This is a genomic window from Pedobacter petrophilus, assembly GCF_009674725.1.
GTDB classification, from domain to species: Bacteria; Bacteroidota; Bacteroidia; order Sphingobacteriales; family Sphingobacteriaceae; genus Pedobacter; species Pedobacter petrophilus.
Map to the genome: position 1 here is coordinate 21609 of NZ_WKKH01000023.1, position 20387 is coordinate 41995.

The window sequence follows — 20387 nt, forward strand, 5'->3', positions numbered from 1 at the left end:
CAATTGAAAAAGTGTCTACTCGTGTTTATTTTGTTGGTATCAACCAAGGCTTTTTCACAGCAAAAGCCACAGTACACGCAATATATTTTTAATCAATATCTACTAAATCCTGCACTATCTGGAATTGAAAATTATGTCGATTTTAAAGGTGGTTACCGGAAGCAATGGTCGGGTATAGCCGATGCGCCTCAAACATCTTTTGTTTCTGCAAACTGGGCTTTGGGTGAGCAACAATTATGGAGCAATGCGCTGACTTCTTTTCCCGAGCAAACCGGAAATCCGATGGACCGGAATTATATGCAAAATTATATGTCGTCTCCATCGCATCATGGGATGGGCATTACGGCAGTTTTAGATAAAACCGGGCCATTAAAGCGGTTAGATGCCAATGTTACTTATGCCTATCATATCCAGCTAAGCAATAATTTCAATTTATCTGCTGGCGTTGCTGCAGGTATCTCCAGTATTTCTTTGGATATTAATGCATTAACCTTTGATACGCCCTATGATCCTGCACTATCAAGGGGATTGGTTAATCAGGTGAAACCAGATTTAAGCCTGGGTTTATGGCTCTACGGCGCAAGACTTTTTGCCGGTATTTCAGCGCAACAGATTTTACCTCAGAAATTAAGTTTTTCTGCAGATAATCAATATAACCGGGGAAAAGAAGTTCCACATCTTTTCGCTACTGCCGGCTATAAATTTTTTATTGAGGAAGATATTGCCGTAATTCCATCAGTAATGGTAAAGTATATACAACCAGCGCCAACTTCTATTGATTTAAATGTAAAACTAGCTTTTAAAGATAAACTTTGGCTTGGCGGAAGTTATCGGAAAAACGATTCATTTTCTGTCCTGGCGGGATTTAATGTAGGTAAAATGGTTAACCTCACTTATTCATATGATTTCACTACCTCAGACTTGAATCAGGTAAGTAATGGCAGCCATGAAATTGTTTTAGGAATCCTGCTCAACAATATTTATAAGGTACCATCATATATAAGAATGTGGTAATTCAGTTAGCAGTTAGCAGTTAGCAGTTAGCAGTCTGCAGTTTAAAGTTTTTAGTTCTCAGTTGAATTGTAAACTGCCATTAAAAACTGCCACTGTCTTTTATCCTCTTTAATATAACTGCAAACTGATAACTGAATTTTTTGTTTACGATCTGAACTGTAAACTGCCCTTAAAAACTGCCAACTGTCTTTTATCCTCTTTAATATAACTGCAAACTGATAACTGAATTGTAAACTGCCAATTAAAACTGCCAACTGACTACAGTTCTTTCCTCAGTCTCGCCACCGGAATATTCATTTGCTCACGGTATTTCGCAACTGTTCTTCTGGCGATATTATAGCCTCGCTCTTTAAGAATTTCCGTCAGTTTTTCATCAGCTAAAGGCTTGCGCTTATCTTCATTTCCGATACAATCTTCAAGAATTTTTTTAACCTCTTTATTTGATACCTCTTCACCATTTTCTGTTTGGATGGCCTCAGAAAAGAATGATTTAAGTAAAAAAGTGCCAAATTCAGTTTGTACATATTTTGAATTGGCAACCCTGGATACTGTAGAAATATCCATAGCAATTTTATCTGCAATATCCTTAAGAATCATTGGACGCATTTTGCGTTCATCGGATGTTAAAAAATACTCGTACTGATAATGCATAATGGCATTCATTGTTTTAAGCAAAGTTTGTTGTCTCTGCTTAATTGCATCTATAAACCATTTAGCAGAATCTAATTTTTGCTTCACAAACTGAACGGCCTCTTTTAGCTTTTTATCTTTTGAAGAAGCCTTATCATAATGCTCAAACATTTCCTGATAGGAGCGACTTACCTTCAGTTCGGGTGCATTTTTAGAGTTTAAGGTCAAAATCAGGATGCCGTCATTATTGCTAATGTGAAAATCCGGAATAATTTGCATCTGTTTGGTGGTTACCTGGTTGGCATCACCTGGTTTAGGATTGAGGCGAAGAATTTCATTCACAACTTCTTTTAATTCTTCACTATCCAGGCCGAGGCTTTTTTCTAATTTATCGTAATGTTTACGGGTAAATTCATCCAGATAGTTTTCCACCACGTTCATGGCTTTAACAATAATTGGATTATTGGGATCTTTTCTTTTAAGCTGAATCAGCAAACATTCTTTTAAATCTCTGGCACCAATGCCCGGAGGATCAAAGCTTTGAATCAGCTTCAGCATCTCTAAAACATCTTCCTTTTCTACCATTACATTTTGAGAGAAAGCCAGATCATCAATCATAGAACCAAGCGGACGACGTAAATAACCATCATCATCCAAACTTCCAATAATCTGCTTTCCAATAATAAAATCCTGATCTGAAAGCGGAACTAAATCTAGTTGTTCCTGCAGGCTTTCGAAAAAAGTACTTTCTATCGCAATAGGAGTTTCTTTTTTTTCTTCATCATCATCACTATTGTTATAATTGGTGCTGTAGTCGTTGGTGCTGTCATCCTGCAGGTAGTCATCAACGTTAAACTCATCCATACTGGTGTCTTCGGTCGGCCCATCAAACTCTTCAGGCCCGTCGTTTAGATCATCATATTCGCCTTTTGGCTCTTCCTGGGTCATTAAACTGGGATCTTCCAAGGCAGGATTCTCCTCAAGTTCTTCTTTAATTCTGGTATCTAAAGCAACGGTTGGCACCTGCAACAATTTTATAAACTGAATTTGTTGGGGTGATAACTTCTGTAGTAATTTTTGTTGTAAGTGTTGCTTTAGCATATTATAAATTAGAATGGGAACAAAAATAAACAAATCCTTTCAGATATTTTATGGAATTAGTTCCAAATGCCTTCGTTTGCTTATTAATTATCGCTAAACGTTTGTATTGAGTTCAATGTTTGTTACTTTAGTAATTAAATAAATTTAACCTATTTATGGGCTTTGTAAAAGAATTTAGAGATTTTGCAGTTAAGGGAAATGTTCTTGATTTAGCTGTTGGTGTAATTATTGGGGCTGCATTCGGGAAGATTGTAAGCTCGTTAGTAGAAGATATTATTACCCCGGCAGTATTAGGCCCGGCACTAAAAGCTGCAGGTCTTGAAGATTTAAGTAAGCTCAAAATCGGCGGTACGGCAATTAAATATGGTAACTTTCTGTCGCAGGTAATCACATTTATTATTGTTGCGCTGGTGCTGTTCTTAATTATTAAAGCCGCAAACAACTTAAAGAAAAAAGAAGCTGTTGCGCCTGCTGCACCACCAGTTCCAACTAAAGAGGAAATTCTTCTGGCAGAAATCAGAGATTTGCTAAAAGCAAAAGCATAGTCCAGCATATTTAATTATTTAGGTGACTTAGCCATATTGCGTTCGTTGGAATATCCGATAAGCGCAATGTGGCATTTTCGCTATTGGCATTAATTTATTTACTGCCTTTAACCGCTGGATCAGTGATGATGAGGTAGTCTCCTAAATTTGAAAACTTACTCCAATCTGGTTTATTAAAACCTTCATCAGCGAAAGCCGATATATTCAGCACTTTTAGTTTCTGTGAATATTGCTGAAGTTTAGCCAGCGTACCAAGCCTTTCGTCGCTGTGAAACCTGCCGTTCAAATGAAAAACTTTAATCCCTTTATTTGCCTGCGTAAACTTTGAAATGGACCAGGCCATCGTTGCATCCCAGAAATTTTGTGTTTGATAAACTTTCATTGTTCCCATGCCATGGCCGCCGAGTAAACCAGTAAATTTTTCATGATACCTGCCTGTGGCCGTGTCAATTGGCAACGGCGGTAAAAAACTTAATGATGTTTTTGGAAAGTTCTTCAGCGTTGCCAAACCATTTTTAGTCACTGCATTACTATATCGTGCCGCCGCATTTGCCGCAATTACCTGTAGTTTATTGATTTTCGCATATTCAACCAAAGGTCTATAGTCATTATAATTCTCCCAGGCTCTGCCTTCTTTTATGAAATTCTTTTCTGAAATAACATCCGCTAAATATTCGTTTACCACGGGCTGGATATCGGTATGAAACATTTCCATACTTAGTGCTACGTGTTGAGGATAAGCCTGATTAAGTTTTTTGAAGATTTCTGCTTCCAGATAATGACCAATGGAATCATTGTGCTCTTCACCGAAAAACAGCACATCTGCATCTTTCATATCAGTAACAATGCCATCAACTGAGATCTCCTTCTGTTTTTTAACATCGTAAATTTTATATTGATTAGGAGTGCTCTGGGCCTTTACACCAATGGCAACAGTCATCGCTATTGCTAGCAGGAAATATTTCATGGGCTCAAATTAGTAAATATTTTTCACCGATAAAATTCAGCTATTCACCGCTCTTTTTCCAGTTTTTATAGAGGATGCCTATATAAACGGTTTTTTTGTAAACATCTTTACTTATTCAAATACTGCAACACATGGATAATATCAATTATAAAGAGAATAATCAAATCAAAAACTCCGGGAAGGCCCTGGGTGGTTTGGTTATCGTAATAATAGGAATGGCTTTTTTATTAGATAATTTGGGACTTGATATTCCCAATTGGATTTTTAGCTTTTGGAGCCTGCTTATTGTACTGGGAATTTTTATTGGTGTTCGCCGGAATTTTAAAGGTATAGGATGGCTGGTTTTGGTATTGATTGGAAGTTATAACACCGTAGATAGAATGGGCTTTGATTTAGATTTATCAAAATATGCACCTGGTGTGGGCCTGGTAATTATTGGTGGCTTTCTGATTTTCAGGGCGAATGGTAGCAGCGGTGTTAAGATAAAGAGAAAAATGAAAGACCGGTTTAAAGACCAACAGACAAACACTGTTGAGGGTGTTGAGTTTAAAGCAGCAGACAAAGATTCTTTTGATAATGATATTATAGATGTTGTGGCAATTTTTGGTGGCAACACGCAAACTGTTTACTCTAAAAACTTTAAAGGGGGTGATATTTCAGCCGTATTTGGCGGTGCGGATATCATTATGACACAAGCTGATTTTGCTGAAACGGCAAGTCTGGATGTAACTGCTATTTTTGGTGGCATCAAACTCATTGTTCCCCATCACTGGGCTATAAAATCAAACGTTACCGCAATGTTTGGGAGTGTAGAAGATAAACGATCACATCTTACACCAGGAGAATTTCAGAAAACCTTAATTTTAAACGGAACTGCAATGTTTGGCGGGATTGAAATTAAAAGTTTTTAACCAAAGTTTATTTCTTGCTAAAACTAAATTCAGTTAACTGATGGTTAATCGAACCAAAATCAAATTATATCTAAACTAAACCACTTTGACAACTAGACCACTCTCTATCCCGCAGATACAAAGGATCTCGCTCAGCTTCGCTGTAGCATGGGTAATCCTGTGCGCCATAGGGTTGCATTTTGTAATTAATTTTTCCTGGATAATCGCCTTTACGGATAGTCTTGTAAATAATGCGTTGCTAGCTGCGGCATGTATAGGAATCAGTAATATGCTGGGCTACTATCAGCCGAAGAACGAGAAAATTTTATATGTGCTCATCGTTACCCTCGCATTAACATTTGTAATTATCTACATCGCCAAATATGCAATGCTCTATGTTTTTGGCGACTATAAAGAGTATCAGGATTTCTATAATTTTTCTTTTGCATTCAGGGGGCTCATTTCCTTTATGTGCCTTGGATGGTGTGCACTAGCCAATATATTATGGTATAGGCTGGAAGAACAAACCGAAACGCATGAACGACTTTCTGCCGCAAAAGGTTTAGCTAAAGAAGCGGAGTTAAACAAGTTAAGGCACCAGCTACAGCCACATTTTCTCTTTAATAGTTTGAACTCTGTGTTTGCGCTGACCATGATTAACCCGAAAGAAGCAGGCGTAATGATTACCAAACTGGCTTCTTTTTTACGCGGTACGCTAAAGCGCGATGATGAATTATGGGTTACGGTGGAAGAGGAGATGGAATATATTCAGCTTTATCTGGATATTGAGAAAGTACGGTTTAGCCACAGGTTAAATATTGAGGTAAATGTGGCAGAAGAAACGCTGAAGCTCTGTTTGCCTGGTACTTTGCTCCAGCCAATAGTAGAAAACGCCATAAAATTTGGCCTTTATAATACATCTGCAGGGATTACCATCAAAGTTGATGTAACCTATGAGCATAATCTCCTGTTATTGAGGGTAGAAAATCCTTTCGATCCGGAAATGAAAGCGGCCGGTGGAACAGGTTTTGGATTGGGGGCGATAAAACGGCGGCTTTACCTGTTGTTTGCCAATCCGCACTTGTTACAAACAGAAATTGAGGCAAATAATTTATATATTACGACCTTAAAAATCCCACAAAAAAATGATCAGAACGATTCTCATTGATGATGAACCTTTAGCCAGAGATATTGTTAAATTTTACCTGAACGATTATCCTGAAATAGAAGTTGTTGCCGAGTGTTGTGATGGTTTTGAGGGATTAAAAGCCATTACGCTACACAAACCCGACCTTATTTTTCTCGATATTCAAATGCCTAAAATAAGTGGCTTTGAAATGCTGGAACTAGTGGATGATCAGCCTGCTGTGATTTTTACGACTGCTTTTGATGAATACGCCATCAAGGCTTTCGAGGTAAACGCTGTAGATTATCTACTGAAGCCTATTGATAAATCCAGATTCGACGCCGCAATCAAAAAACTGCCTGGAAGATTAAATCAGCAGGGCAACACTGAAGCTGTATTGGATGCGGCGGCATTAAGTCCGGCGCAAAATAATAGGGTAGTGGTAAAAAAAGATGGTGTAATTAAAATTATTCCAACAGCAGATATCAACTACCTCGAGGCTGATGATGATTATGTAAAGTTGAATACGGTGGATGGTATTTTCCATAAGAATAAAACGATGGCCTATTTTGAGCAGACTTTAGATTCGACTCAATTTATCCGGATCCACCGTTCTTATATTATCAATCTGGCCCAGGTAACCAAGATTGAATTGAAAGAAAAAGATAGCTACGTGGTGTTATTAAAATCAGATATCTGGTTGCCGGTAAGCAAAACTGGTTACCTCAAACTAAAAGTTGCATTGGGCCTATAAAAGATCTCACAAGCTTTTTATTTGTTTAATAAAATTGATCATACTACGAATCTATATCTGAAATCTCAAATGAATTGGTTTTTAAACAGGAGAAATTGAAGTGATTATTCCCGATTTTAAGCAGAATTAGTATATTTGCATGCTAATAAAAAATAAAAAGTAAACACTCTTGCATTTGTAGAGAAATCACTTTATATTTGCACCTCTTAATTTTGAAATTAATAAGATAATATACAGTCATGAAAAGAACATACCAACCTTCGCAAAGAAAGAGAAGAAACAAACACGGCTTCCGCGAAAGAATGGCAACAGCTAACGGCAGACGAGTATTAGCATCACGTCGTGCTAAAGGAAGAAAAAGATTAACAGTTTCTGACGAACGCAAGCATAAAGCATAATTTTTGATTGCTTTTCCGGAATCGGAATCGGCAGAGCAAAATCTGCAATTATCAATCAAAAATATATGTACACATTCAGAAAAGAAGAACGGTTATGCAGCAGAAAACATTTAGATCTGCTGTTCAAAAACGGTTCTTCTTTTTTATTATACCCATTTCGCATTTCTTATCTTTTTATTGATGAATCTGCCAGCGTTCCGGCTCAGGTAGTAATCAATGTTCCAAAGAAACGATATAAGCGAGCAGTAGATCGTAATCTGCTTAAGCGTCGCATTCGCGAAGCTTACCGTTTAAACAAACAAGAAGAATTTTATAATCAGCTAGGAACCGGTAGCGGTTTTTTACTTTTCTCTATCCAGTTTGTAGGAAAAAAGAAATACGAATTCAGCTTCATCCAAAAGAAATTAGTCGCTACTTTTAAGCGTTTCCAAACCTTAATTCAGCCCAATGAAATTCATCAATAAGTTTTTCGGTTGGTTTTTTTTAGGTTTGATCAGGATTTATCAATATGCCATTTCTCCAATGCTGGGTGCCAACTGCAGGTTTACGCCCACGTGTTCGCAATATGGAATTGAAGCCATTCGTAAATATGGTCCGTTCAAAGGGGGCTGGATGGCTTTGAAGCGGATTGGTCGCTGCCATCCCTGGGGTAAACATGGACACGATCCCGTGCCTTAGCTAAAAAATATTAAACCTTCTACCTAAAAACCTTCTACCTTTTTTACCTTTGCATCATGGCTAAAATACTTCAAATAGAAACTGCTACGCAGGTTTGTTCTGTTGCTTTATCAATTGATGGAAACACTGTTGCTGTGAAAGAGGAGAGTGGTCAGAATATTCATGCCAGTAATGTTACGCTTTTTATTGAAGAAGTAATGAAAGCTGCTGGGCTAACCTATCCTGAAATAGATGCGGTAGCGGTAAGCAAAGGACCTGGATCTTACACAGGGTTAAGAATTGGTGTTTCTACCGCTAAAGGCTTATGTTATGCATTAGAAAAGCCGTTAATAGCTATTGAAACATTGAAGATGATGTCGGCTGGATTTCAAATTGAAAACCCGGCATACAGGGGTTTGATTTGTCCGATGATTGATGCCAGAAGGATGGAGGTTTATACCTCAGTTTTTAATTCATCACTAGAAATTATCGAGCCAACATCTGCCAAGATTATTGATGAAACCAGCTTCGCTAATTTACTATCACAAAATAGAATCACCTTTTTAGGGGATGGCGCAGCAAAATGTGCAGAAACCCTTAATCACCCAAATGCAGATTTCAGCAATCAGAATTTCAATGCTGCGCCTTACATGTCTGCATTAGCAAACCTGGCATTCAATCATGGGAATTTCGAGGATGTTGCTTATTTCGAGCCTTTTTACTTAAAAGATTTCGTGGTTACTCAACCCAAAAAGAAAGTCTGATTACTTCCTTTTAAAGATAGAGAACAGGTTTTTGAAGAAACTTCCTTCCTGTTGATCATTAATCCCGGGCATGGTATCGCTAAACTGGGGATGGTTAACAACATTTCCAAACTTAATCCCGATTCCCATATAAAATGATGCACCATTCGGGCCACTTCCTGCATCAGCGGTGCTGCTGTAAAGCCCTCTTGCATAGCTGATACTCGAAAACATATTGTCTGTACCACCAAATATTTCGAAGTTTGGGGTCTGATATTTTCCTTGTAAACCAACCATGAAAATGTTGTTAAAATTGTAAAGCGGTGTTACGCTTGCAGCCAGGTTTCTGTAGATAAACGTGTTGACTAATGCTACATCTCCGCCTTTGTAAAAGAGGTTCTTTGAGGCCACTAAAGCCGGTTTATAAAAGCCAAACTGTCTGGAAACATAGGTATCTATTTTAGCATTTGTGGGTGCAACGAATTTGCCATTTTGGCCAGCCAGGAAAATATCTCTGATGCTTTGGTTGATGTTGACGGATTCGTCATTTAAGATAATGACTTTTGCAGGGTCTCTAATGATATTCTCCTGAGTTCCGCTTCGCCACCAGATAAACCCCAGGTCCTTCACATTTGCCATTATAAATATACCATTCTTTGTAGTATAGTTGGTGCCAAGACTTAGCGACAAGCCAGGATTTTTGAAGGTTGGGAGAAAAGATCTTTTACCAATTTCTTCCGTATCTGTGAAATTAGCCTGATATGTACCATTTACACCAAGCAGCATTTGGCTACCGTCTGGTTCAATATAAAGGTTTGACTTTACAATATTTAGGTTATTATATAGAATTCCACTAAGTAAACTTGCCTTGATGCCGAAAGCAAGCCGCTTGTTATAGTTTTCCCTATAGGTAAAGCTAAACTGGTGATAAGACTGCTGATATCCTTTATTGTTTAATATTCCATTGGTCTGTTCAACCTGGGATAATCGGTCTAAATTATCAAAAATCGCTAGTGTTTCATTGGTGTAATCGATATGAGAATCTACCCTGACCTGCCAGGCCAGCCCCACCTCTTTTTGATATTTATAAGATTTGAACATGCGTACTGTAGCCACATATACATTGCTGTTTAAAAAGAAATGGTTGATTGCGCCTGTTCCAAGCGTAAGTCTTCGGGTGTCGTTTACACCTTCCTGAGTTAATTTTCTTATGGCATATTCAGACTCTCCGATATTTGCTGCATTAGCACCGAAGTTTGGAAGAAAGAAATTAGACGAAAATTTACGGGAAGAATCCAGCGTGAAGGACTTTTGAGAAACATTTTCAAAGGCATCGAACATGGTTCTGGTTCCAAACATGGCATATTGCTGCGCCTTCGCAAAATAGCCGCTACTCAATAAGAATACGGTAAGTAAAAGTTTCTTCATTTAGTTTAGTTTTCTGCCCTGTTTCCTATTTAACGGTTGCCTGATGAATCTGGTACTTCCTGCTTTAAATATTTGTTTAGAAGCATGTTAGTGATAAATTTGTTTTGATCGGCGCTCATTTGATAGTAAAAAGTATCAAAAGATTTCAGGCCATTGTTTTCTTGCAAATGTTTGTAATATCGGGATAGCATCTGACTTCTGAAAATGTTATTTGAGCGTTTTAAATTAATATAATATCCGATATTGGAAGTGCTTGGAAGCTGGTTCAGGGCATCAATATATTCAGGCTCCTGAACCAGTAATTTATTGTTGCGATAACGACTTAAAAATGACTGGATGGTACTGGCATTATTCGCAGTAATCAGATAGTTATCAATAATGGTATAATACGGTCTTGCAAAATTCTTTAGCGGTTCACCCAGGTAAGAAAAGAGGATATCAGGAGACTTAAAGTGTTTAATTTCATCATTATAATCTTCACTTACATCAAAAAGAAGTTGCTTCACTTTTTCACCATTACTCAATGAGATTGCTGCCAGCTTTTCTCCTGTGTTTAACTGGAAAGTTACGAATTGATTTTTTAAATAGACTGGAAAGATGGCATTTAGATCTGTCCGGTAGTCACTTTTAATCCGTTTAATTAATGAACTTGTTTTATCCGTTAAATTCTTTTGCGCTTGCCAGCTCATTAATTTTTTATGCCAAGATTGATAATTATCGAATGCGTAAAGCGTATAGTTGGCGGTCTGATCTGGTAAAACATTTTGGATTTCTGTTTTTTGAACCGGTATATTTTCGAAGAGTTTCAAATAATTATCTGCTGCCTTAAGTTCGGTATTGCCGTTAAATAAAATCTTTTCCCTGCTAAAATTATAATTCAGTGTAGCAAAACTATTTTGTGCATTAAACACTGCAAGTTCGCCCGTAATATTTCCCGAAAGAATATTCTTAAGTAAGGGCGGCACCTGATTAAAATTAATATACAATTGTGCCAGGATGTTTTTATTCTGAAGTCTTGCTTCCTTAATATAAGCTGTAAAGGGATTTTCTTTTAGCCTGACCCCGGCATCTTTTATCAGTTTAAGTGAAGTTGATAAAGTTAATACCTGGTGTTGAACGCCCACAAATAGGTTTAGGCTGTCATCTACCTTTGCAAGATAAATATTTTTTTCCTTCGGTACCGGCGTGAGGAATGGTTTAAGTTTGTTTTGAAAGTTCAGCGCAGTCTGATCCGGTTTAACCTGAACAGTAATTAAAAAATTGAGTGTTTTATTGCTGTCAGGTAGTAAGCTTAGGTAAATTTCCTGGTCCTGGATCAGGTTATTAACGGTTTTATGATTAATGAATTTTTCTTTGAGTTGTCTCAATAAATCAGTTTTTTCTTTTCCAATGGCTTGCTGCAGCAAGTTTTGACCTTCAATGATTTCATAAAAACCTTTATCGTTCCGGAATGAAAATAGCAAAGCGGCATTATTGGTTGCTGACTGAAGAGCAAGGTCTTTCGTATCGTTTTCAACCCCCAGTTTAGAAAAGTATAAATAGGACATTAATGCTACGCCTAATAATAAAACGCTTATTAAAATTATGATTTTTCTCATCTGCTGTGCAACAAATTTAATTTATTACATTGATTAGAGCGAAGTTCTTTGTCAATTTATTAATTTAGCGATTGCTTCGGGCAAAATGTACATATGAATAAACGAATAATACTTACTGCGTCTTTTTTCGGATTTGTTGCTGTTTTATTAGGCGCGTTCGGCGCACATGCCCTAAAGGCATTGGTTGATGGACCTTCACTTGAGATTTGGCAGAAAGGCGTTGATTATCAGTTTTATCATGTTTTCGCCCTTTTATATTTGTCAACCTTTGCCCGCTACAGAAACAAGCTGATTAATATTGCTTACTTCTGCTTCACATTTGGTATTATTCTTTTTTCGGGTTCGCTTTATTTATTAGCCACCCGCAGTATTTTACATTTAAATTTTGTAAATTTAATCGGTCCCTTAACGCCAATCGGCGGATTATTGTTTGTTTTAGGTTGGATCATGCTGTTTTTTGCTGCATTTAAAGATAAATAATGGAAACTTTTGAGAATGATTTTTTTGCAGAGAGAGAAACACTTTTTGTAGAAGTGATCTTGCCTTTATCTTTGGCCAAGAACTACACTTACCGAATCCCTTTTGATTTAAATGATCAGGTAGCGATTGGCAAAAGGGTAGTAGTTCAGTTTGGAAAACATAAAATTTATGCGGCGTTGATTAGTGGCATTTCCAAAAATCCACCAACCGCTTATGAGGCGAAATATATTATTGATATTATCGATTCCGAGCCAGTTGTAACGCCAATGCAGCTTAAATTCTGGACCTGGATGACCAATTATTACATGTGTAATGAAGGTGACGTAATGACGGCTGCGCTGCCAGCCAGCTTAAAACTGGCGAGTGAAACGATTCTGATGCTTAGGGAAGATTTCAGCGATGAGATCGTGCTTACTGAAAAAGAGGAGATTATTATTTCTACCCTTAAAAAACAGGAAAAACTAACTGTTAATGATGTTTCCAAGCTTTTGGGGCAGAAAACAATTTATCCCATTATTAATAATTTATTAGAAAAAGATTTAATTTTAGTAGCCGAAGAGGTTGTTCAAAAATATAAGCCACTATTAAAATCCTTCATCCTGTTAAATGATTTTTATAAAGATCAGGAGAATTTAAAGCAGCTTTTTACTGTTTTAGAACGTGCCCCAAAACAATTGGATGCCTTGCTGGCTTATTTGAAGCTTCAAAAATCAAATTTGCCAATTGCAAAAGAACAATTATTAGAAGAAAGTAATTGTGGTCCTGCGGCGCTAAAAGCGCTTACTGATAAGGATATTTTCGTCGTAACGAAACGTCCGGTGAGTCGTTTAGCGGCTAATGATGAAGAGTTTAGCGTTAATTTCAAACTTAATGACCATCAGGAAAGGGCACTAGCGAAAATTAACGACCATTTTAAAGAGAGAGAGGTAGTATTGCTACATGGCGTTACCGCATCTGGCAAAACTCAGGTATACATTAAATTAATTGAAGAAATCATTCAGAATACCGATGGTCAGGTATTGTTTCTATTGCCTGAAATTGCATTGACAACCCAAATTGTGGAGCGGATTAAACGCTATTTTGGAAATGCAATTGGCGTATACCATTCAAAATTTAACAACAGCGAAAGGGTAGAAATCTGGAATAAGGTAAGGACAGGTGATTTTAAAGTGATTTTAGGCGCTCGTTCGGCAGTCTTTCTTCCCTTTCAAAATCTAAAACTAATTGTTGTGGATGAAGAGCATGAGCCTTCTTACAAGCAATATGATCCGGCACCGAGGTATCAGGCCCGCGACGCTTCCATTTACTTAGCGCATCTTCACCAGGCAAAAGTAATTTTAGGATCGGCCACGCCATCGTTAGAAAGTTATTATAATGCCCTGCAAGGTAAGTATGGCCTTGTAGAAATGAAAGAACGATTTGGTGGTGTGCAATTGCCTAATCAACAAGTTGTTAGCATTTCCGAAGAGACGAAAAAGAAAACAATGATTTCTTATTTCTCCAGTGTGCTGATTAAAGATATTGACCTCGCACTTTCTAAAAAAGAGCAAATTGTACTTTTCCAAAACAGACGTGGATATGCCACTATTCTGATCTGTGCAACCTGTGGATATACGCCCAAATGTGTGAACTGTGACGTTAGTTTAACTTATCATAAAAGCAGCGGGAAACTGCATTGTCATTATTGTGGCTATCAGCAAAGCAGTGTAAATATTTGTCCGGCATGTGGTTCCGTGCATGTAGAACAAAAGGGTTTTGGTACGGAACGCATTGAAGAGGAGTTGAAATTGCTCTATCCGGAGGTTTCTATTGCCCGCCTGGATATGGATAGTACGAGAACGAAAAATGGCTTGCAGCAAATCTTAAATGATTTTCAGGAAAAGAAAACCGACATTCTGATTGGTACACAAATGGTTGCCAAAGGATTGGATTTTGATAATTTAAACCTGATTGGCGTAATCAATGCGGATACGCTTTTGGGCTATCCGGATTTCAGGGCTTACGAAAGAAGTTACCAATTATTGGCTCAGGTTGCGGGCAGGGCAGGAAGAAGGGCAAATCAGGGTAGCGTATGTATTCAAACTTACGACGCCGGAAACCGCATCATTAAACAAGTGGTGGAAAATGATTACGAAGGCATGTATAATGATGAGATTGCGGAACGGGAAAAGTTTCTGTATCCACCATTTTCGCGGATGATATTCCTTTATATCAAACACAAGGATTCTCACGTATTAGACCATGCCGCGCTGACATTAGCCAATATTTTAAAGGCTAAATTCGGGAAGAGGGTACTTGGACCGGAGCAGCCATTGGTGAGCAGGGTGCGCAATCTTTATATCAAACAGATCATCATCAAAGCAGATAAACACACCGCTATACAGAAAGTTAAAGATGCTTTGCGTGAGACCCTTACGCAGTTCAATGCAACTAAAGAGTTTAAGGGTGTGTTTATGCAGATTGACGTAGATCCATATTAATTTTTTCCGTTTAAACTGAATTGTAATCCAGCTGAAATTGGATTAAGCAAAAACTCCCATTTTTTGTATGTGGTTACTGTTCTGGCTACACCACCAGTTTCGGTGATGTCTTGTTTTTCGTAAGAATAGTAGAAATCAAGATTACTCTCCGCATAAAAGTTCAATTGCGGAATAATATTCACTTTCAAACCAATCAATGGTGTAAGCACCAGGCCATTTTTGCTGGCATCAGCCGTTTGTACCACATTACTGGCCGCCGGGTTGCGTTGCGCAATTGTACCGGTGAATCGGTTAGACCGATAGCCCAAATCAAAACCAAAATAAGGCTGAACTTTCGAGTAGTTGAAGTTTTTTTCGAAACCAATTTTGAAAGAGTAATCAGTTACTTTTCCATCTGCTATTTCGCAGGTAGCGCAAGTATTGTCGAACCGGGTATCATTTCTGAAATAAGCACCGCTAATGCGATAGCTGATCTGGTTATCGTTAAATTTCAGCATGGCACCGTTAGCGAATGCTTTAGTGTAATCCTGAGTGTTGGTTTGGTTCAATATTTTTGGCAACTGCATAATACTAAAAGCACGAAAACCTATAGTGTAATTATAATCGGCTCCGGTTTGAGCAAACGACGTTAAAGATATACACAGTGTGAACAGACTTAGTAAGATTTTCTTCATAGGTAATGGTAGTAATTTTCTTTGAAAATTATTGATTCCAAAAGTAGAAATAATTCCTCACTTCAGTATTATGATTAACCCAAACTTTATAAATAGCATATTTTGCTTTTGATATTCTGCAACTTAAGTTAATGTGGATTTCTTTATCTTGCATCACCACATAAAAAAACTAATTTTGAGACTTCATGGCCTATAAATTTGTTGATAATTACCGAGAACGTGGTGCGAGAAAGAAACTGGTAGAACTGTTAAGATCCCGTGGAATTGAGGATGAACAAGTGTTAAAAGCGATTGGTAAAGTACCACGTCATTTCTTTTTCGATGAAACTTTCTGGAATCAGGCGTATAAAGATATTGCCTTCCCGATTGGCGATGGTCAGACCATTTCGCAGCCCTACACCGTTGCTTATCAAAGCGAGTTATTACACATCAAAAATGGCGATAAGGTGCTGGAGATTGGAACTGGTTCTGGTTATCAAACTTGCGTTTTGATGGAACTCGGCGCCAAAGTGGTAACCATCGAGAGGCAACAGAATATCTATAACAGAACTATTCAGGTTTTACCAGGAATGGGATATAAGCCTGTTTTCTGCTGTGGCGATGGATCTAAAGGAGTTGCAGAACATTCGCCGTACGATAAAATTATTGTTACTGCAGGCGCACCGCTGGTTCCTGAAATACTATTGAAGCAACTCAAAATCGGCGGAATTTTAGTGATTCCGGTTGGTGATGAAAAAACGCAGAAAATGGTTACCGTTATTAGAGTGAGCGATACGGATTACGAAAAAATAGTGTTGGATACTTTTAGATTTGTGCCACTGGTAGGAGATCAGGCGTGGTAGTTGAGTTTGGAGTGGTGAGTCCTAAGTCGAAAGTCTAGAGTCTTTAGTCAAAACCCATAGTGTTAAAAAATGTAAAGCTTTATTTGGTTTGGAGTTGTGAGTTTTGAGTCCTAAGTCGAAAGTCCAGAGTCTTTAGTCAAAACCCATAGTGTTAAAAAATGCAAGGCTTTATCTGGTTTGGAGTTTGAGTTTGGAGTTGAAAGTCCAGAGTCTTTAGTCAAAACCCATAGTATTAAAAACTTTCAGGCTTTAGTTAGTCTCAAGTATAGTGTTTGGATACACCTTAACGTCTTCAGCTTATAACTTCACGCTTCGGACTAATGACTCCAGACTAATGACTACAGACTCAAAAACTACCTCTTCATCGCCCGATCCATTTCACGTTTAGTATCTCTGTCTTTGATGCTATCGCGTTTATCAAATTCTTTTTTACCTTGAGCAAGGGCGATTTCAATTTTGGCAAAACCACGTTCGTTTACAAAGATGCGAAGCGGAACGATGGTATAGCCTTTTTCTTCCCCTTTTAGTTTTAGCTTTCTGATTTCCTTTTTTTGCAAAAGCAAAGCGCGGTCTCTTTTAATGTCGTGATGGTAGAATGAACTGTGGCTGTATTCCGAAACATGCAGGTTTCTTACATAGAGGTTTCCACCAATAAACATGCAGAAAGCATCCGTCATATTTGCTTTTCCTTGTCTAATCGCCTTTATTTCTGTTCCTAACAGCGCAATTCCGGCTACATATTTATCTAGTAAATTGTAATCAAAATAGGCCCGTTTATTTTTTATGTTGATGTCGTTTTTCAAAGCTTGTATTGTTATTAATTTGTGCAGCAAATTTTGCCACAACTTACCGGTACGTATTGCCGGGCTGCAAATATCTTAAAAATTGATATGATATCACGATTTTATTCGATTTCATCATTGGCTAAATTAACAAATAGAAAGTTCATCTGTTTGTAAAAGCTAAAAGGAATATGATTATCTTCCCAAATAAATCAATTAAGTTTGGGATTTAAACATCGAAAATGAAATTTAAAAGCCTTTTATTAGTTCTCCTATTAGCTGCTACTTTTCAGGTTAAAGCACAACAACCTACTTTATTGCCGCAATTCACATTTTTTAAATTGGATGGAAAGGCATTTTCGAACAAAGACCTGAAACAAGGAAAGAAAAACTTATTTATTCTTTTCGATTGCACCTGTGAGCATTGCCAGAGAGAAATTAAAAGCTTAAGCGCTAATTATGCTCAGTTTGAAAAGGCCAATATTTATCTGATCACTTTGGATGAAGCTTACATCATTCCACAGTTTTTTAATACCTATGCAAAAGGATTAAATACGAAGCCTAACGTTACTGTGCTTCAAGATAAAAATCACATGTTTATTCCTGCGTTTTTGCCTTCCATGTATCCTGCAATATATTTATACTCATCAACCAATAAACTATTGGTATACAATTCAGGCGACGGTGGGATTAAAAAGGTGATGAAGGTTATCAATAAATAATGGCTAACGGATAATCAGTACCGGAATATTCACTTTATGCCGAACGGAATTTACTGTAGTTCCAAAAATCAAATCCTTCAGGCCTTTGTGACCATGAGCACCCATCACTAAAAGTTCCAGTTCATTTTTATTACTGATATCTGCTATGGCCTTTGCGGTGCTTCCGAAGCCAATATAAGGTGTAGAATCGTATCCCAAATCTTCCAGGTTTATCCTATATTTCTCCAGGTTTTTCGCATCGCTTTCGGTTTCATGGTCCATTACATCCTGACCATGGTACCTTGCTGCTGCCGTTTCCACCACATGAATTAAATAATAATGCGCATCTTTTCCACCCTGAATAAGGGCATGTCTGATGGTATTGCGATCGTTCTTTGAAAAATCGACAGCGATACCTATTCTGTTGTAACTGATTCTTTCAATTTTTCCAATATCCAAAGCATTTCCATGGGGTACCATTTGTTTTTCACGATTTTTTTTCTCAATAAGTGGATGGAAGAATACGTATAAAAGCAGAAATACTATACAGATTAAAGCCGGAGCTACAATTACATAGATCCACCAGTTATTTGCTGCAGAAGCCCAGCCGCTTATCTCTTCGATCACTAATTTTACATTTAATGCAATAATAGCGAAGGCGCTTGCCCAGGCCAAAACTTTTACCCAGGTTTTAATGGCAAAGTCCTTCATCAGTTTTTTATCTGAATTGAAATGTATTAACGGAATTACCGCAAAACCCAGCTGTAAACTCAATACGACCTGACTTAAAACCAATAATCCGCCAAGGGCATCATCTCCATAGTGAAGGATGGTGAAGAATGCAGGGATAATCGCTAATAAACGAGTAATTAGCCTGCGTAACCATGGCTGAATCCGAAGATTGATATGTCCTTCCATAATAATCTGGCCAGCTAAAGTACCAGTAACAGTGGAGCTTTGCCCTGCGGCGATTAAAGCGATGGCAAAAAGGGTTGGCGCTACATTCCCGAAAATATTAGAAAGTAATTTATGGGCATCCTGTATTTCTGCTACTTCATGTAAACCGTTTTTATAAAAAGCAGCAGCAGCTAAAATTAAGATTGCAGCATTCACAAAGAAAGCCAGGTTGAGCGCAACCGTAGTATCAATCAGGTTAAATTTTAGCGCTTCCTTAATCCCTTTATTAGTACGTTCAATTTTTCTGGTTTGAACAAGAGACGAGTGTAAATAAAGGTTGTGCGGCATCACGGTTGCACCGATAATCCCGATCGCGATATATAATGCATCACCGTTTAGAATAGAGGGTTCGAAACCTTTTGCAATCTCTTTAAGTGAGGGTTCTACAATGAACATTTCCACCAAAAAAGATATTCCCACAATGAACACCATCGATACAATAAAACCTTCCATAGCCCTCATGCCTCGGTTTAACAGGAACAGGAGCAGGATGGTATCGAAAATGGTGATGGAAATGCCCCAAATGAGTGGCAAACCGAAAAGCAGTTGCAAACCGATAGCCATCCCGATGATCTCTGCCAGATCGCAGGCAATAATTGCCGTTTGCGCCAAGCCAAATAAAGGGATATTTGCCCAGCGGGGATAGGCATGTTTAGATGCCTGTGCTAAATCTAATCCGCGTACAATACCTAATCTGGCGCTTAGCGATTGAAGCAGCAGGGCAATGAGATTAGACATTAACAGCACCCAGATTAGTTGGTAGCCAAATTTACTTCCGCCGGCTAAATCAGTGGCCCAGTTTCCCGGATCCATGTAGCCGACGCTGATAAGGTAGGCGGGGCCAATAAATGCTAAAATTCTTTTCCAGCCTTTTCTTTTACTGGTATTTACGCTTTGATGTACTTCGCTAAGCGATTCAGTTTTTGCCATTACTGCTTATTAAAATATGTTTTGCAACTTCTCTACTAATGTTTATTTGTTTTCCGGCAACCAAAATTTCTACCGAACCATCGAAATCGGTAACATCATTAATTTCGATTTGTTTGCCAAGTGTTAACCCAAGTTTTTCTAAATGCTTTAAAAAGGCAGAACTGTGCTGACTTACCCCTGTAATTGTACCTTGATCACTGATTTTAAGATCAATCAGTTTTGTAAATTGTGTTTTTGCAAACCGGCCGTTTTTATCGGGAATGGGATCGCCGTGCGGATCTGATTTCGGGAAACCCAGAAATTCATCCAGTCGCTCAATGAGTGCAGTAGATTTGATATGTTCAAGTTCTTCTGCCACATCATGCACTTCATCCCATTTAAAATTGAGTTTATCCACAAGGAAAACTTCCCACAAACGGTGTTTTCGCACGATATCAACCGCTGCATTTTTGCCTTTATCCGTTAGGGTAACACCCTGGTATTTTATATAATCTACAAAACCTTTTTCAGCCAGTTTCTTAATCATGTCTGTTACCGATGCTGGCTTGGTTTGCATTTGTTCTGCAATGGCATTCGTTTGAACGTTATTGGTTTTTTCTGCTAAGTGGTAAATGATCTTAAGGTAATTCTCCTCGGTAAAACTCTGCATTTATGTTTATCTAATTAAATTTTTAGGTAAATCTAAAAATT

The 20387-nt window shown here is 37.9% G+C and carries 21 protein-coding genes; 13 read left to right on the forward strand and 8 right to left on the reverse strand.

Annotated elements, in window-relative coordinates:
• Positions 1–3: 3 nt before the first annotated feature.
• Entirely contained in the window at positions 4–1014 is a 1011-nt protein-coding gene (locus GJU39_RS14460; RefSeq protein ID WP_154281614.1) for a PorP/SprF family type IX secretion system membrane protein, read from the forward strand.
• Positions 1015–1272: 258 nt separating this feature from the next.
• Here the strand turns inward: GJU39_RS14460 and rpoN are convergent, their stop codons facing one another.
• The gene (gene rpoN, locus GJU39_RS14465; protein WP_154281615.1) at positions 1273–2745 is read right to left on the reverse strand and encodes an RNA polymerase factor sigma-54; all 1473 of its coding nucleotides are present in this window, start codon (positions 2743–2745) and stop codon (positions 1273–1275) included.
• A 155-nt stretch (positions 2746–2900) separates the two neighbouring features.
• On the opposite strand from rpoN, the gene mscL reads away from it, so the two are divergent.
• Complete coding sequence (gene mscL, locus GJU39_RS14470; protein WP_154281616.1) at positions 2901–3290, forward strand: large-conductance mechanosensitive channel protein MscL; 390 nt, start codon at positions 2901–2903, stop codon at positions 3288–3290.
• A gap of 94 nt (positions 3291–3384) precedes the next feature.
• On the opposite strand, the gene GJU39_RS14475 is transcribed toward mscL, so the two are convergent.
• Positions 3385–4257, reverse strand: coding sequence for a ChaN family lipoprotein (locus GJU39_RS14475; protein WP_154281617.1), 873 nt, complete (start codon positions 4255–4257; stop codon positions 3385–3387).
• 131 nt (positions 4258–4388) lie between these two features.
• Here GJU39_RS14475 and GJU39_RS14480 point away from each other — a divergent pair, with 131 nt between their 5' ends.
• From GJU39_RS14480 to tsaB, 7 genes are all read left to right on the forward strand, one after another.
• A complete protein-coding gene (locus GJU39_RS14480) occupies positions 4389–5168 on the forward strand; it encodes a LiaF transmembrane domain-containing protein (RefSeq protein ID WP_154281618.1) in 780 nt (259 codons plus the stop codon).
• Between the two features lie 85 nt (positions 5169–5253).
• Positions 5254–6315 (forward strand): sensor histidine kinase, encoded by a 1062-nt coding sequence (locus GJU39_RS14485; protein WP_154281620.1) that lies wholly within the window; start codon positions 5254–5256, stop codon positions 6313–6315.
• The gene (locus GJU39_RS14490) at positions 6293–7027 is read left to right on the forward strand and encodes a LytR/AlgR family response regulator transcription factor (protein ID WP_154281621.1); all 735 of its coding nucleotides are present in this window, start codon (positions 6293–6295) and stop codon (positions 7025–7027) included. The genes GJU39_RS14485 and GJU39_RS14490 overlap by 23 nt, the downstream gene beginning before the upstream one ends.
• A gap of 239 nt (positions 7028–7266) precedes the next feature.
• The gene (gene rpmH, locus GJU39_RS14495) at positions 7267–7425 is read left to right on the forward strand and encodes a 50S ribosomal protein L34 (protein WP_010601723.1); all 159 of its coding nucleotides are present in this window, start codon (positions 7267–7269) and stop codon (positions 7423–7425) included.
• A 65-nt stretch (positions 7426–7490) separates the two neighbouring features.
• Positions 7491–7889: a ribonuclease P protein component gene (locus GJU39_RS14500; protein WP_154281623.1), complete on the forward strand. Its 399-nt coding sequence runs from the start codon at positions 7491–7493 to the stop codon at positions 7887–7889.
• Positions 7873–8103 (forward strand): membrane protein insertion efficiency factor YidD, encoded by a 231-nt coding sequence (yidD, locus tag GJU39_RS14505; RefSeq protein ID WP_154281624.1) that lies wholly within the window; start codon positions 7873–7875, stop codon positions 8101–8103. Before GJU39_RS14500 ends, yidD begins: the two co-directional genes overlap by 17 nt.
• Before the next feature lie 56 nt (positions 8104–8159).
• Positions 8160–8846 carry a tRNA (adenosine(37)-N6)-threonylcarbamoyltransferase complex dimerization subunit type 1 TsaB gene (tsaB, locus tag GJU39_RS14510; RefSeq protein WP_154281626.1) on the forward strand — a complete coding sequence of 229 codons (687 nt, stop codon included), beginning with the start codon at positions 8160–8162 and terminating at the stop codon, positions 8844–8846.
• Here the strand turns inward: tsaB and GJU39_RS14515 are convergent, their stop codons facing one another.
• Both GJU39_RS14515 and GJU39_RS14520 read right to left on the reverse strand, forming a co-directional pair.
• The gene (locus tag GJU39_RS14515) at positions 8847–10253 is read right to left on the reverse strand and encodes a DUF5723 family protein (RefSeq protein WP_154281628.1); all 1407 of its coding nucleotides are present in this window, start codon (positions 10251–10253) and stop codon (positions 8847–8849) included.
• A 29-nt stretch (positions 10254–10282) separates the two neighbouring features.
• On the reverse strand, positions 10283–11851 hold the full coding sequence (locus tag GJU39_RS14520) for a hypothetical protein (protein ID WP_154281630.1): 1569 nt from the start codon (positions 11849–11851) through the stop codon (positions 10283–10285).
• Between the two features lie 93 nt (positions 11852–11944).
• Here GJU39_RS14520 and GJU39_RS14525 point away from each other — a divergent pair, with 93 nt between their 5' ends.
• Both GJU39_RS14525 and priA read left to right on the forward strand, forming a co-directional pair.
• Positions 11945–12331 carry a DUF423 domain-containing protein gene (locus GJU39_RS14525; RefSeq protein WP_154281631.1) on the forward strand — a complete coding sequence of 129 codons (387 nt, stop codon included), beginning with the start codon at positions 11945–11947 and terminating at the stop codon, positions 12329–12331.
• On the forward strand, positions 12331–14811 hold the full coding sequence (gene priA / locus GJU39_RS14530; RefSeq protein WP_154281633.1) for a replication restart helicase PriA: 2481 nt from the start codon (positions 12331–12333) through the stop codon (positions 14809–14811). The genes GJU39_RS14525 and priA overlap by 1 nt, the downstream gene beginning before the upstream one ends.
• Here priA and GJU39_RS14535 read toward each other — a convergent pair.
• On the reverse strand, positions 14808–15485 hold the full coding sequence (locus tag GJU39_RS14535) for a hypothetical protein (RefSeq protein ID WP_154281635.1): 678 nt from the start codon (positions 15483–15485) through the stop codon (positions 14808–14810). The genes priA and GJU39_RS14535 overlap by 4 nt on opposite strands.
• Before the next feature lie 185 nt (positions 15486–15670).
• On the opposite strand from GJU39_RS14535, the gene GJU39_RS14540 reads away from it, so the two are divergent.
• Positions 15671–16327, forward strand: a complete 657-nt coding sequence (locus GJU39_RS14540) for a protein-L-isoaspartate(D-aspartate) O-methyltransferase (protein WP_154281636.1) — start codon at positions 15671–15673, stop codon at positions 16325–16327.
• 353 nt (positions 16328–16680) lie between these two features.
• On the opposite strand, the gene smpB is transcribed toward GJU39_RS14540, so the two are convergent.
• On the reverse strand, positions 16681–17130 hold the full coding sequence (gene smpB / locus GJU39_RS14545) for an SsrA-binding protein SmpB (protein ID WP_154281638.1): 450 nt from the start codon (positions 17128–17130) through the stop codon (positions 16681–16683).
• 221 nt (positions 17131–17351) lie between these two features.
• On the opposite strand from smpB, the gene GJU39_RS14550 reads away from it, so the two are divergent.
• The gene (locus tag GJU39_RS14550; protein ID WP_154281640.1) at positions 17352–17831 is read left to right on the forward strand and encodes a TlpA family protein disulfide reductase; all 480 of its coding nucleotides are present in this window, start codon (positions 17352–17354) and stop codon (positions 17829–17831) included.
• Between the two features lie 3 nt (positions 17832–17834).
• Here the strand turns inward: GJU39_RS14550 and GJU39_RS14555 are convergent, their stop codons facing one another.
• Both GJU39_RS14555 and GJU39_RS14560 read right to left on the reverse strand, forming a co-directional pair.
• Complete coding sequence (locus GJU39_RS14555; protein ID WP_154281642.1) at positions 17835–19697, reverse strand: Nramp family divalent metal transporter; 1863 nt, start codon at positions 19695–19697, stop codon at positions 17835–17837.
• Positions 19684–20346: a metal-dependent transcriptional regulator gene (locus GJU39_RS14560; protein WP_154281644.1), complete on the reverse strand. Its 663-nt coding sequence runs from the start codon at positions 20344–20346 to the stop codon at positions 19684–19686. The genes GJU39_RS14555 and GJU39_RS14560 overlap by 14 nt, the downstream gene beginning before the upstream one ends.
• Positions 20347–20387: the final 41 nt, after the last annotated feature.